This window comes from Streptomyces sp. NPDC046727, assembly GCF_040645635.1.
Taxonomy (GTDB): domain Bacteria; phylum Actinomycetota; class Actinomycetes; order Streptomycetales; family Streptomycetaceae; genus Streptomyces.
The window spans coordinates 194,352-208,127 of sequence record NZ_JBEYYR010000009.1; the positions used below are offsets into that span (position 1 = coordinate 194,352).

The following is a 13,776-nucleotide window of genomic DNA, read 5'->3' on the forward strand; positions in this document are numbered from 1 at the left end:
TTGTACGGATCTTTGCCCAGACCGTGGACTCCCTTGGGGTGGAGGGTCGGTAAAGGCCCTTTGCAGGGTGTTTCGCGTGACCTTCACAGATGCAGCTGAGCGTGGTGTTGCGCACTCGTTAAGTGATTCTTCTTGACGCCGGGTACGGCATCCGCGTTGTCTTTTCAGACACCTGGGTCGTAAAGCAGCACCCACGTCCGGAACGCACCTGAAGTGAGCCCCCGAATGCGTCGTATCGCCATATCCGTGGCCGCGTCCACGATGACCCTCTCGCTCGCCGGCTGTGGCGTGCTGAACGCGACGGGGGACGGCGCGAGCGCGAGCCCGACCAAGGGCGACGACGTCACCGTGGGCCTGCTGCTGCCGGAGAAGGCCAACACCCGCTACGACAAGTTCGACTACCCCATCATCAGGGACAAGGTCGCCGAACTCACCAAGAAGCAGGGCAAGGTCAAGTACGCCAACGCCGACGCGAGCGCCGCCCGCCAGTCCGAGCAGCTGCAGAACATGATCGACGACAAGGTCGACGTCATCCTGCTCGACGCGGTGGACGCGCACGCCGTCGCCGGTGATGTGAAGAAGGCCAAGGACGCGGGCATTCCGGTCATCGCCTACGACCGTCTCGCCGAGGGTCCGATCGACGCCTACATCTCCTTCGACAACGAACTCGTCGGCGAGGTGCAGGGCCGCACCCTGCTGGAGGCGCTCGGACCGAACGTCGACACCTCCGACAAGATCGTCATGATGAACGGCTCGCCCACCGACCCGAACGCCAAGCAGTTCAAGGAGGGCGCGCTCTCCGAGCTGAACGGCAAGGTGACGATCGCGGAGTCCTACGACACCACGGACTGGAAGCCGGAGAACGCCCAGGCCAGCATGGCCACGGCCATCGCGGAGGTCGGCAAGAACAACATCGCCGGCGTCTACTCCGCCAACGACGGCATGGCGGGCGGCATCATCAAGGCCCTGAAGTCGGCCGGCGTCACCGACCTGCCCCCGATCACCGGCCAGGACGCCGAACTGGACGCGGTGCAGCGGGTCGTGGACGGCGAGCAGTACATGAGCGTCTACAAGTCCTACCCGGACGAGGCCGAGGCCGCCGCGCAGATGGCCGTCACCAAGATCCAGGGCAAGGACATCCAGTTCGACGCCCTCACCCAGGACCGGGTGGACAGCCCCACGAACAAGGACATCCCGTCCCGGCTGGTCCAGGTGTCCGCCCTGACCCGGAAGACCATCAAGGACACGGTCGTCGCGGACGGCATCTACAGCGTCGACGAGATCTGCACCGCCAAGTACAAGACGGCCTGCGCCGCGATCGGCCTCAAGTAGGCCCACGGCGCCCCGCGCGCCCCGGATGTGACAGTGCGGCCCCGGCCGGGGTGGGGGTCCCCCGGCCGGGGCCGCTCCTTGTGCTCCGGGTGCCGGTGGCACCCGGGGGAAGCGACGTCCACGATGCCGAACTGACGCCCCCGCCACCACCGTCATCTTGTTGCAATGCGCAGGGCGGAGCCTCGCCAAACTCCCGCAGAGCGGCGGATTTCGCCCGCCGCCGCAGGGGGAGCCGTGTTGCGGACCCGGTCGGCGCCGCGCATAGTTGCGCTGCGGAAGTGGCAGCACATCGGGGGTGGAATGGGCGATGGCCGGGCGCGGGGCGGAGGAGCATCCTCACGGTGCCGACCGGCTGTGCGAGGCCGGGGACCGGGTGTATTCCCGTGCCGTACGCCGGGGACGGGTGGCACGCACGGACGCCGAACAGGTGCCCTGCCTGCTGGAACTGGCCCTGCTGCACCCCGACCCCGACGACATGGCCTGGCTGGTGCCGACCTCCCCGCAGGAGGTCATGACCCGGCTGCTGCGCGGGGTCTACGACGAGGTCAGCGCGAGCCAGCGGCGGGTGGGGTCCGCGGTGGCCGCCTTCGAGTGGTACGCGGGCCTGGGCCGGCGGCTGAACGCGCTGGCGGCACCGGTCGAGGGCAGCGCCATCCGGGTCCTGGACGGGCTCTCCCGCATCCAGGCGGCGATGGACGAGGCGACCGAGGCGTGCACCAGCGAGGTGCTCACCGTGCAGCCCGGCGGCATCCGGCGGGAGGCGGAGCTGACGGAGGGCCTGCACCGGGCCCTCGCCCTGCGCGGCCGGGGCGTGCGCATGCGCGACCTCTACACGCATGTGGCCCGGCACGGCCAGGGCCTGCTCAACTACCTTGAGCTGATGGGCGACACGGTGGAGGCCCGCACGCTCGACGAGGTCATCGACCGCCTCATCCTCTTCGACCGCACGGTCGCCTTCATCCCCGCCAACGCCGACCGCACGATGGCCCTGGAGCTACGCCACCCGGCCCTGGTGGAGTACCTCGTCACGGTCTTCGAACGCCTCTGGCGCCTGGCGATCCCGCTGACCGCCCCGCTCCCCGACACGGGCATCGAGGGCATCTCGCACCGCGAACAGTCCATCGCCGCGCTGCTCGCCGAGGGCCACCAGGACGCGGTCATCGCCGAACGCCTCGGCATCAGCGTCCGCACCTGCCGCGCCCATATCGCCCGCCTGTCGGAGACACTGGGCGCGGCCAGCCGCACCCAGCTGGGCGTCCGCATCGCCCAGGTCGGCCTGGACGGCCACCGCGCCCTCACCGCTCCGGATCAAGAACCCCCGACCGTGCGATGAGATAACCGAGCTGAGCCCGGCTCTCACTGCCGAGCGTGGCGGCGAGCTTGGCGATGTGCAGCCGAGCGGTACGCACGTTCATCCCGAGCCGATCGGCGATGACGGCGTCGGTGTGCCCCTCCACGAGAAGCGCGGCGATGGCTCTCTGACGGTGCGTGACGCCGTTGAGGGAGGGGGTCTGGACGGCTTCGGGGTACATGGGGGTGGCTAGGTGCCAGAGGCGGTCGAAGGTGGTGACGAAGTGGGCGAGGAGGGCTGGGTGGCGGACTTCCAGGGCCTTCGTGCCGTCGGAGTTCGCCGGGAGGAAGGCGACCTTGCCGTCCACGACGATCAGGCGGCCGGTGACTTGGTCCAGGGTGCGGACCTCGTGGTCGCCGTTCAGCCGTTCCTGGTAGGCGATGATGTCCGGGGCGTGGCGCAGGGTGTGCTGGTAGATGGTGCGGATGCGCCCGCCGCGGTCCAGCAGCGCCTGGTCGCGCCGCTGGGTGAGGGAACGGACCGCGTTCGCGTTGCGTGCGGTGTACGGCTGAACGCACAGGAGCTCCTGGCTCGCCTCCGCCATGGCCTCCGTGATGGCCGCGTTGATGCGTGTGTTGCCGTCGAGCAGCCGTAGCGTCGGGGTGTCCGCCGCGCCCTCGGTCCATCGGCCGTCGACGCGCATGAGCGGCTCGAACGTCTCGGTCAGCAGTTCCTCGCGGCGGCGTTCCTCGGCGATCCGCTCTTCCGCTGAGCGCAGCAGACGGTGCAGGGCCACGATGGGCGCGACCGGTTCCAGTCGCCCGGGGTCGTCCAGCGCGGGGTGCAGCAACCCGGAATCGAGCAGGCAGGGCGCCTGTGCCGCGTCGGCTGCGGGGAGGTGCCCGTCCCGCAGCGCGCGTTCGTACAACTCCCGTCCGGCCGCGCACAGGTCTTCGGCCGGGTGAGCCTGGTGCGTCGCTCCTGAACCGCCCATCGGGTCACTGGTCCCGGTCCAGGATGCCGGACTGTGCGATGAGATAGCCGAGCTGGGCGCGGCTGCCGCTGCCGAGGGCGGTGGCCAGCTTGGCGATGTGGGCGCGGCAGGTGCGGACGTTCATACCGAGGCGCCGGGCGATGGCCTCGTCCACGTGACCCTCGACCAGGAGCTTGGCGATGGAGTGCTGGATCTCGGTGATGCCGTCGGGTGCCGTCTCGTACGGTGCGCCGGCCGTCAGCGGGACCGCGCGGCCCCACATGAACTCGAACACCTTGATCAGGTAGCGGACCAGGCCCGGGTGACGCAGTTCCAGGGCGACCTGTTGGTCGTCCCGCGTGGGGATGAAGGCGACGCTCTCGTCACAGATGATGAGGCGCTCCACCAGTTCGTCGATGGTGCGGTACTCCGCCTTGCCGTTGGCGAGCTGAGCCACATAGGCCAGCTTCTCAGGGTTGTACCGCGCAGTGTGCTGATACAGCGTTCGGATCTTCACACCGCGTTCGATGAGTGGTCTGTCCCGTTCCAGCCCCCGGAGGAGACTCCGCTCGGAGTAGCGGTCGCTGGGCTGGACGGTGAGAACCTCGTTCTGGCACTGGACGGTGGCCAGGTTCAGTGCCGCGTTGATACGCTCCCCGCCCTCCAGCACCGTGATCGAATCGGTGGTGGCCGCCATGTGGCTGCTCAGTGTCATGAACGGCTCGAATGTGTCGGCGAGTTGGATCGACAATCGCCTTCGTTCGGTGATCTCACGTTCTATGGGGTTGAGACGCTGGGCCAGTGCCACGGGCGCGGGCACGGGGCGCAGCCATTCCGGATCGTCCGGGTCCGGGTGCAGAAGGGCGAACTCCAGCAGGCACGGAGCGTGTTCCACCTCGGTACGAGCGATGCGTCCGGAGCGCAGGGCATCGGCGTAGAGGCGTCCCCCTTCCTCACACATCTCGGTCACCGCATGGGGATGTGTAGGTTTAGTCTGATTCGTTGCCAAATCTCCACCCCCCAGGGTCCTGAACATGCAGGAACATGATGCATTGATTATGTGGCCACGACATGCCCGAATGAGCCATCGTCGTACCCGACGGGGGAAGAGGGGACCTTCAAGTGAGGACGAAGCCGACTATGGGCAAGAGACTGCTTCGCTCGATACTTGTCGCCGCCTTCTCCGTTGTCGTGGCCGCAGGAGCGCTGGGCGGCTTCACGAGGGAGAACGGCGACGCGCGAGCGGACACCAGCTGGCCGGCGGTGGCTGCGACTGCCGTGGCCGCTAGTGACACCAGTTGGCCCGTGAATCCCACGCACGCGGTGAGGAGCTGACGTGACGACCCCGCCTGACGACCGCTCCTTCCGTCGCGAAATGGCCACCGCGTACCGCTCCGGCTGGCACTTCATCGACCTGGTCACCGCCATCCCCCACAGCGGTGACTCACTGATGGTGACCGTGTTCGGTGAGCCGGTCGTCGTCACGCGGGACGAGGAAGACGACGTACGGGCGTACCGGTGCCTGCGCAAGCCGCGCGGCGCGCCGCAGCCGGTGCGATGTGCCATCCGGTACGGAATGATCTTTGTGAACCTGGACCAGCGGGACCACCGGCTGAGTGAGCCGGCGGAGTCCGACCTGAGGACCATCTCGGCCACCCCCCGCAGTGCCTGACGCGATTCCCCCGTCGTAACAGATCGCTCAGGTGCTTCCCCCCGCAGCGGCGTCACCGTGACCTGAACACGGTGACGCCGCTGCAGTTTCCGGGGATATTTCAGGCTATGGGCCCACTCCCACGGTGGCTGAAAACCGTCGTTCATCAGCCGTTCCCCAGTGCCCGCTCCACCTCGATCTCGATGACCACCCGGGCCGGGTTCGGCGACGGCGTCCGCTCGTACCGCTCGGCGTACCGCCGCACCGCCTCCCCCACCCGTTCCGGCTCGGTCCGCACCCGCGCCCGCCCCTCCAGCGTGGCCCAGCGCCGGCCGTCCACCTGGCACACCGCGACCCGGGCGCCCTCGGGGCCGGCCGCGCGCACGTGCCGGACCTTCGCGCTCGTCCCGTTGGTTATCACCCGGGCCAGCCCCGCCTCGGCGTCGTACGTCACCCCCACCGGCACCACGTGCGGGCTGCCGTCGGGGCGCAGGGTGGTGAGGGTGCACAGGTGCCGTTCGCGCCAGAAGGCGAGGTACGGCTCGTCGGGGGAAGCCGGGTCCATGGCGTGGCTCGTCATGCGCGCAACATAGCCGTGAACCGCTCCGCACCGAACCTTGAGTGGAATAGACTCAACTTTGTGTACGCTGACTAAGTCAGCAGTGGACAGTGGCCGAGGAGGAGAACGGACGACGTGGACGCCGAGCTGACCAACAGGAGCCGGGACGCGATCAACACGGCGAGCAATCGCGCCGTGAGCGAGGGGCACCCGGACCTCACCCCCGCCCACCTGCTGCTGGCTCTGCTCCAGGGGCAGGACAACGAGAACATCACCGACCTGCTGGCCGCCGTCGAGGCCGACCAGGCGGCCGTACGCGCCGGTGCGGAGCGCATCCTCGCCGGCCTGCCCAGCGTGACCGGATCCACGGTTGCGCCGCCGCAGCCCAACCGTGAGCTGCTGGCCGTGATCGCGGACGCCGGCGAGCGCGCGCAGCAGCTCGGCGACGACTACCTGTCCACCGAGCACCTGCTGATCGGCATCGCCGCGAAGGGCGGCGCCTCCGGCGAGCTGCTCACCCGGCAGGGCGCCGAGGCGAAGAAGCTGCTGGAGGCCTTCAAGAAGGCCAGGGGAGGACGCCGCGTGACCACCGCCGACCCCGAGGGCCAGTACAAGGCCCTGGAGAAGTTCGGCACCGACTTCACCGCCGCCGCCCGTGAGGGCCGGCTGGATCCGGTCATCGGCCGGGACCAGGAGATCCGGCGGGTCGTGCAGGTGCTCAGCCGGAGGACGAAGAACAACCCGGTGCTCATCGGTGAGCCCGGTGTCGGCAAGACCGCCGTGGTCGAAGGGCTCGCGCAGCGGATCGTGAAGGGGGACGTGCCCGAGTCGCTGAAGGACAAGCGGCTCGTCGCGCTGGACCTCGGAGCGATGGTCGCCGGTGCCAAGTACCGCGGCGAGTTCGAGGAGCGACTGAAGGCCGTCCTCGCCGAGATCAAGGACTCCGACGGGCAGATCATCACGTTCATCGACGAGCTGCACACCGTCGTGGGCGCCGGTGCGGGCGGGGACTCCGCCATGGACGCCGGGAACATGCTCAAGCCCATGCTCGCCCGGGGTGAGCTGCGCATGGTCGGCGCCACCACCCTGGACGAGTACCGGGAGCGGATCGAGAAGGACCCCGCGCTGGAGCGGCGCTTCCAGCAGGTGCTGGTCGCCGAGCCCACGGTGGAGGACACCATCGCCATCCTGCGCGGGCTCAAGGGCCGCTACGAGGCGCACCACAAGGTGCAGATCGCGGACAGCGCGCTGGTGGCCGCCGCCACCCTGTCCGACCGGTACATCACCTCCCGCTTCCTCCCCGACAAGGCCATCGACCTGGTCGACGAGGCCGCCTCCCGGCTGCGCATGGAGATCGACTCCTCCCCGGTCGAGATCGACGAACTCCAGCGTGCCGTCGACCGGCTCAAGATGGAGGAACTGGCGATCGGCAAGGAGACCGACCCGGCCTCCCGTGAGCGGCTGGAGAAGCTGCGCCGCGACCTCGCCGACAAGGAGGAGGAGCTGCGCGGTCTGACCGCCCGCTGGGAGAAGGAGAAGCAGTCCCTCAACCGGGTCGGCGAGCTGAAGGAACGCCTGGACGACCTGCGCGGGCAGGCCGAGCGCGCCCAGCGGGACGGCGACTTCGACACCGCCGCCAAGCTGCTCTACGGCGAGATCCCGCAGCTGGAGAAGGAGCTGGAGGCCGCCTCCGAGGCCGAGGTGGAGGCCGCCCGGGACACCATGGTCAAGGACGAGGTCGGCTCCGACGACATCGCCGACGTCGTCGCCGCCTGGACCGGCATCCCGGCCGGCCGGCTGCTGGAGGGCGAGACGCAGAAGCTGCTGCGGATGGAGGACGAGCTGGGCCGGCGGCTGATCGGGCAGGGCGAGGCCGTGCGGGCCGTGAGCGACGCCGTACGGCGCTCGCGGGCCGGGATCGCCGACCCCGACCGGCCTACCGGGTCGTTCCTCTTCCTCGGCCCGACCGGTGTCGGCAAGACCGAACTCGCCAAGGCGCTCGCGGACTTCCTCTTCGACGACGAGCGGGCCATGGTCCGCATCGACATGTCGGAGTACGGCGAGAAGCACAGCGTGGCCCGCCTGGTCGGCGCGCCCCCCGGCTACGTCGGCTACGAGGAGGGCGGTCAGCTCACCGAGGCGGTGCGGCGCCGCCCGTACAGCGTGGTGCTGCTCGACGAGGTGGAGAAGGCACACCCGGAGGTCTTCGACATCCTGCTCCAGGTGCTGGACGACGGCCGCCTGACGGACGGCCAGGGCCGGACGGTCGACTTCCGCAACACCATCCTGGTGCTCACCTCCAACCTGGGCAGCCAGTTCCTGGTCGACCCGGTGCTGGGCGAGACGGAGAAGAAGGAGCAGGTGCTGGAGGTCGTCCGGACCTCCTTCAAGCCGGAGTTCCTCAACCGGCTGGACGACCTGGTGGTCTTCTCGGCGCTGACCAAGGCCGAGCTGGAGCGGATCGCCCAGCTGCAGATCGAGCGGCTGGCGAAGCGGCTGGCCGAGCGCCGGCTCACGCTGGACGTCACCCCCGAGGCGCTGGCCTGGCTGGCGGAGGAGGGCCTGGACCCGGCCTACGGCGCCCGTCCGCTGCGCCGCCTGGTGCAGACCGCCATCGGCGACCGGCTCGCCAAGGAGATCCTCTCCGGCGAGGTCAAGGACGGCGACACGGTCCGTGTGGACCGGTCCGGCGAGGGGCTGATCGTGGGGCCGGCCACGGGCAAGACGCTGTAGGACGCGTCGGCGTGCGGCGTCGGACGGTGAACGCCGTGAACCGTACGAGGGCCTGCGCCGGGCCCTCGTACCGCACGTCGATCAGCACGGCGGCCGCGAAAAGCCCCCATCCGGTCCGTCTTCGCCCCGCCACCGCCGCCACCTGCCCTTCCTGCCGCCCGGCAGCCGGAATCATGTCGGGCAAAGGCCCGCAGGAGGGCGTCGGGGCTTGCCTCCCCCCTCCCCGCATGGGGGAGGATGGCGGCATCCGCATGAAGGGAAAAACACGGTGAGCATCGACCCGTCCTCGATTCCGAACTTCGGGGGCCAGCCCGAACCGCAGCCCCAAGGACCGGCGGGCCCCGTCCTTCCGGATCAGGACCTGGTGAAGCAGCTTCTCGACCAGATGGAGCTGAAGTACGTCGTCGACGAGGAGGGTGACCTCGCCGCGCCGTGGGAGCAGTTCCGCACGTACTTCATGTTCCGTGGCGAGGACGAGCAGGCGATCTTCTCGGTGCGGACCTTCTACGACCGCCCGCACAAGATCGACGAGAAGTTGCAGCTGCTGGAGTGCGTCGACGAGTGGAACCGCCGCACCCTGTGGCCCAAGGTGTACACCCACACCCACGAAGACGGCGCCGTCCGTCTGATCGGCGAGGCCCAGATGCTGATCGGCACGGGCGTCGACATCAACCACTTCGTCTCCTCCACGGTCAGCTGGGTGCGGGCCGCGATCGAGTTCGACAAGTGGCTGGTCGAGCAGCTCGGCCTCGAGCAGGAGGTCGACGAGACCGGAGTGGAGAAGGCCGAGGACGACGCCGAGAAGCCCGAGGGCGACGGCGAGTAACCGAGGAACCCGGGTCCGGGGGCGGCAGCCCCCGGACCGCACTCACATGCGCCGCAGCCGCTCGGCCGCCTCCCGGAGCACCTCCTCCTTCTTGCAGAAGGCGAACCGCACGAACGGCGCCCCCGCCTCCCGGTCGTCGTAGAAGACCGCGTTCGGGATGGCCACCACGCCCGCCCGCCGCGGCAGAGCCCGGCAGAAGGCGAAGCCGTCCTTCTCGCCGAGGGGCCGGATGTCGGTGGTGATGAAGTACGTGCCGGCCGGCCGGAACACCTCGAAGCCCGCCGCCGCGAGCCCCTCCGCCAGGATGTCCCGGCGGGCCAGCATGCCCTGACGGAACTCCTCGAAGTAGGCGTCGGGCAGCGCGAGGGCCTCGGCCACCGCGTACTGGAAGGGCCCCGAGGCGACGTACGTCAGGAACTGCTTCACCGACCGGACCGCGCTCACCAGCTCCGGCGCGGCCGTCACCCAGCCGACCTTCCAGCCGGTGAACGAGTACGTCTTGCCGGCCGAGCCGATGCTCACCGTCCGCTCGCGCATCCCGGGGAACCCCGCCAGCGGGAGGTGTTCGGCGCCGTCGAAGACCAGGTGCTCGTAGACCTCGTCGGTCACCACCAGCAGGTCCCGCTCCACCGCCAGCTCGGCGATCGCGGCCAGCTCCGCGCGCGTGAGGACCGTGCCGGTCGGGTTGTGCGGGGTGTTGATCAGCAGCAGCCGGGTGCGGTCGGTGACGGCGGCCCGCAGTTCGTCCAGGTCGAGCCGGAAGCTCGCGCCCCCGTCGACGTGCGGCCGGAGGGTCACCGGCACCCGCGTGCCGCCCGCCATCGCGATGCTCGCCGCGTAGGAGTCGTAGTACGGCTCCAGGGCCACCACCTCGTCACCCGGCTCGACCAGCGCCAGCAGCGAGGCCGCGATGGCCTCCGTCGCGCCCGCCGTGACCAGCACCTCGGTGTCGGGGTCGTAGGCCAGACCGTAGCGGCGCTGCTGGTGCGCGGCGATCGCGGTGCGCAGCTCGGGGATGCCGGGGCCCGGCGGGTACTGGTTGCCGCGGCCGTCGCGCAGCGCCCGTACGGCGGCCTCGCGGATCTCCTCGGGGCCGTCGGTGTCGGGGAAACCCTGGCCCAGGTTGATCGCCCCGGTCGTCATGGCGAGCGCGGACATCTCGGCGAAGATCGTCGTCCCGAATTCCGCGAGCCGGCGGTTCAGGTGAGGGCGTGCGCTGGAGGTCATGCCGGCCATCCTGCGCTCAAGCTCTGGACTTCCTCAACTCTGCTTTGCGCGCCGTTCCGGCCGGGCATCCCCCCGGCACCGCGCCACCCACGGCGCGGGTGAGGCGCCCACGGGGGGCCGCTTCGGGGGAACGGAAGGAGCGTGACGCCATGAGTGACAGCGCGATCGAAGGCATCATGCTTGCGGTGTTCGTGGTGGTGGCCACCGCGTTGAGCAGGATCCGTCAGCGGCGGCGGGCCCGGCTGTCGCTCGGCAAGGGCGGCCGGCGGCGGTCGTACGGCTCGTCGTCGTCCTCGTCGTCCTCGTCGTCCTCCACCTATGGGGACGACGGCGGTTCGAGCTGGTGGGTCGGAGGCGGTGACTCCGGCTCGTCGGGAGGGCACGGGGGACACGGCGGCGGGCACCACGGAGGCCACTCCTGCGGGGGTCACTCCTGCGGCGGGGGTTCGTCCTGCGGCGGGGGTTCGTCGTGCGGCGGCGGGGGCGGATGCGGGGGAGGCAGCTGACACGGGGCAGCTGAGCTTCCGGAACAGGGGGAACCGCATCCGGGCCGCACACCACCGAGCGCCCGCCGGGCAGGACATCCGGCGGGCGCTCGGCCTGTCCGAAAACCGCGCCCGGCGCACGCCATAGTTGAACAGTTGAGCTGTGCAGCCCTCTGAGGGATGGAAACCCCACGAAGTTGGGTAAAAACGCTGTGGCGGCGCCACTGTTCATGATTCCCTCTACAACGCCAACGCAGCCCCTGGGACGCCCCCAGACTCCCACCCCGGCTGGGCTGACATGGCCGATCTCCCCCTCATTTGCGTGTTAGCGGAGCCGATCCATGCTCACGACCCTGAACACCTCCTACACCGATACGCGTGCGGCCGACCTCGCCTGGGCCCTGGGACGCGAGCCGCTGCCCGCGCTGGCCACCATGGACCTGGAACTCACGGGGACGAAACTGCAGTTGAGACTGCTCGGCGCATCCCACCAGGTGCTCCTGGAGGAGGAGCGCGGGATCTGTTCGGAGACGGTCGCGTGCATCCCCGGCTCCAGCACCCCGCTGCCGCTGGGCGTCGCCAAACGGGTCGGCGACTGGGAGTACGAGTTCGCCGCCCGCGTGGAGGTGCTCACCCCCGGCTCGTTCGCGGGCCGCGCCCAGGAGTTGCTGGCCCTGGTCTCCGACCATCCGCACGGCCTCGCCGGCGTCTTCCCCGGCAGCCCGCACGCCTTCACCGCGATGCTGGCCCAGCGGTACGAGGGCCAGGTCCACTGGCGCACTTGGCACGCCTACCCGCAGGACGGGCAGTTGGTGGCCACCCGGACCCGGGTCGGGGTACGGGTGAAGGTCAACCCGGCCGATCCCGCCCCGGAGACGGGCTGGTCCCCTTGACCGGCGCGGCCGGCGGCATAAACCCCGCCCTCCGTCGACCGCCCCAGATCCACACGTGTGGGTGACGAAGCGTGCCGAGTATGTGACGTAACGTCGCAGCGTGATCGAACCGCACGCCCCCGCGCCCCCGGGTGCCCCGCCCTCCTGGACAGGCCCCGCCCGGCTGCCCGTCCGGCCCGGCACCGGTCGGTTCCTGGTCCTCGTGTGCGTCTTCGTCTGTGCGGCCTGCGGGCTCGTGTACGAACTCGAACTGGTCGCGTTCGCCTCGTACTTGATCGGCGACTCGGTCACGCAGGCCTCCGTGGTGCTGTCCGTGATGGTGTTCGCGATGGGCATCGGCTCCCTCGGCGCCAAACGGCTGCGCTGGCACGCGGCGGCCGGATTCGGCGCGCTCGAGTCCGCCCTCGCGCTGGTCGGCGGATGCAGTGCGATGGCGTTGTACGCCGTGTTCGCCTGGACGGCCGGCTGGGGCGGGATCTGGGCCGACGGGCCGCGCTGCCTGCTGGTCGCCTTCTCCCTCGCCATCGGCCTGTTGATCGGCGCCGAGGTCCCGCTGCTGATGGAGCTGATCCAGCGGATCCGCCGGCAGGACGCGGGCGGCGCGGTGGCGGACCTGTTCGCGGCGGACTACGTGGGCGCGCTGGTCGGCGGCCTGGCCTTTCCCTTCCTTCTCCTGCCCTTCCTGGGCCAGTTGACGGGCGCCCTGCTGACGGGAACGGTCAACGTCGTGGCGGGCGGCGCCCTGGTGCTGGGCCTCTTCCGCCGCGACCTCAGCCGCCGCGCCTACTGGACCCTCCTCCTCGCCGGCCTCACCGTCCTCGGCGTCCTCGCCACCGCCGCCGCCCTCGCCGACGACTTCGAACGGGCCGCCCGGCACGCCGTGTACGGCGCGGACGTCCGGGTGGCCGTGCAGACCGACGTGCAGGAGGTCGTCCTGGCCGGCGGCACCCACGGCCGGCCCCTCGACCTCTTCCTCGACGGCCGCCTCCGCGTCGGCGGCCGGGACGAACGCCGCTACCACGAGGCCCTGGTCGCCCCGGCCCTGGCCGGCCCGCACGCGCGCGTCCTGATCCTCGGCGGCGGCGACGGCCTGGCCGCCCGCGAGGTGCTGCGGCACCGAGGGGTGCGCCACGTCGACGTCGTCGAGCTCGACCCCGGCCTGGTCCGCCTGGCCCGCCGCGACCCCGGCCTGTCCGTCGCCAACGGGCACGCCCTCGCCGACCCGCGCGTGCGCGTCACCACCGCCGACGCGCTCACCTGGCTGCGCGAGGAACGCGGAGCGCGCGGGCCGGCGTACGACGTCGTGGTCGCCGACCTCCCCGATCCCGGCATCACCGCCAGCACCAAGCTGTACTCCCAGGAGTTCTACGGCCTCACCCGCCGCGTCCTCGCCGCGGACGGCCGCCTGGTGGTGCACGCCGGGCCCGTCACCACCCGCCCCCGCGCCTTCTGGACCGTCGCCGCGACCCTCCGCACGGCCGGCTTCGCCGCGTCCTCCTACCGGGTGCTCGGCCACGACTCCGCCTTCGCGGCCGGCCCCGACCGCTCGGCGGGCACCCCCCGGACCCCGCACGACTGGGGCTTCCTGCTGGCGGCCCCCGGGCGCACTCCGCCACCCCTACGGGTGGACCCCGACGACCCCGGCACCCTGACGGGGGAAGAGCTGACGGCGGACGGCGCGGCGGCGGAACGGACCCGGATCCGGGGGCTGCCGGCGTCCACGTTGGTGCATCCGCGCTACTGAACGCCTGCCGTGTTCCCGCACGGCAGGGTGAGTTCCGGTCCCGACTGGGTAGGCTCCCGCAC

11 protein-coding genes are annotated in these 13,776 nt (G+C 70.6%); 7 read left to right on the forward strand and 4 right to left on the reverse strand.

The window, feature by feature from the left end:
* The first annotated feature begins 225 nt into the window (after window positions 1–225).
* A complete protein-coding gene (locus ABZ937_RS14160; protein WP_361690695.1) occupies window positions 226–1,332 on the forward strand; it encodes a substrate-binding domain-containing protein in 1,107 nt (368 codons plus the stop codon).
* Between the two features lie 307 nt (window positions 1,333–1,639).
* Window positions 1,640–2,665, forward strand: coding sequence for a LuxR C-terminal-related transcriptional regulator (locus ABZ937_RS14165; protein WP_361690698.1), 1,026 nt, complete (start codon window positions 1,640–1,642; stop codon window positions 2,663–2,665).
* Here the strand turns inward: ABZ937_RS14165 and ABZ937_RS14170 are convergent.
* Window positions 2,628–3,617, reverse strand: a complete 990-nt coding sequence (locus ABZ937_RS14170; protein ID WP_361690701.1) for a helix-turn-helix transcriptional regulator — start codon at window positions 3,615–3,617, stop codon at window positions 2,628–2,630. The genes ABZ937_RS14165 and ABZ937_RS14170 overlap by 38 nt on opposite strands.
* Window positions 3,618–3,621: 4 nt before the next feature.
* Entirely contained in the window at window positions 3,622–4,632 is a 1,011-nt protein-coding gene (locus ABZ937_RS14175) for a helix-turn-helix transcriptional regulator (protein WP_361690704.1), read from the reverse strand.
* Between the two features lie 300 nt (window positions 4,633–4,932).
* Between ABZ937_RS14175 and ABZ937_RS14180 the strand changes: the two genes are divergently transcribed.
* Entirely contained in the window at window positions 4,933–5,268 is a 336-nt protein-coding gene (locus ABZ937_RS14180; RefSeq protein ID WP_361690707.1) for a hypothetical protein, read from the forward strand.
* 145 nt (window positions 5,269–5,413) lie between these two features.
* Here the strand turns inward: ABZ937_RS14180 and ABZ937_RS14185 are convergent, their stop codons facing one another.
* On the reverse strand, window positions 5,414–5,827 hold the full coding sequence (locus ABZ937_RS14185) for a PPOX class F420-dependent oxidoreductase (RefSeq protein WP_361690710.1): 414 nt from the start codon (window positions 5,825–5,827) through the stop codon (window positions 5,414–5,416).
* 114 nt (window positions 5,828–5,941) lie between these two features.
* Here ABZ937_RS14185 and clpB point away from each other — a divergent pair, with 114 nt between their 5' ends.
* Window positions 5,942–8,539, forward strand: a complete 2,598-nt coding sequence (gene clpB / locus ABZ937_RS14190) for an ATP-dependent chaperone ClpB (protein ID WP_361690713.1) — start codon at window positions 5,942–5,944, stop codon at window positions 8,537–8,539.
* 268 nt (window positions 8,540–8,807) lie between these two features.
* A complete protein-coding gene (locus ABZ937_RS14195) occupies window positions 8,808–9,365 on the forward strand; it encodes a YbjN domain-containing protein (RefSeq protein ID WP_361690716.1) in 558 nt (185 codons plus the stop codon).
* A gap of 42 nt (window positions 9,366–9,407) precedes the next feature.
* Here the strand turns inward: ABZ937_RS14195 and ABZ937_RS14200 are convergent, their stop codons facing one another.
* Entirely contained in the window at window positions 9,408–10,601 is a 1,194-nt protein-coding gene (locus ABZ937_RS14200; protein WP_361690719.1) for a pyridoxal phosphate-dependent aminotransferase, read from the reverse strand.
* Between the two features lie 817 nt (window positions 10,602–11,418).
* On the opposite strand from ABZ937_RS14200, the gene ABZ937_RS14205 reads away from it, so the two are divergent.
* Together ABZ937_RS14205 and ABZ937_RS14210 are read left to right on the forward strand one after the other, a co-directional pair.
* Window positions 11,419–11,970 (forward strand): DUF2617 family protein, encoded by a 552-nt coding sequence (locus ABZ937_RS14205; protein WP_361690722.1) that lies wholly within the window; start codon window positions 11,419–11,421, stop codon window positions 11,968–11,970.
* 100 nt (window positions 11,971–12,070) lie between these two features.
* The gene (locus ABZ937_RS14210) at window positions 12,071–13,714 is read left to right on the forward strand and encodes a polyamine aminopropyltransferase (protein ID WP_361690725.1); all 1,644 of its coding nucleotides are present in this window, start codon (window positions 12,071–12,073) and stop codon (window positions 13,712–13,714) included.
* The last annotated feature ends 62 nt before the right edge of the window (window positions 13,715–13,776 follow it).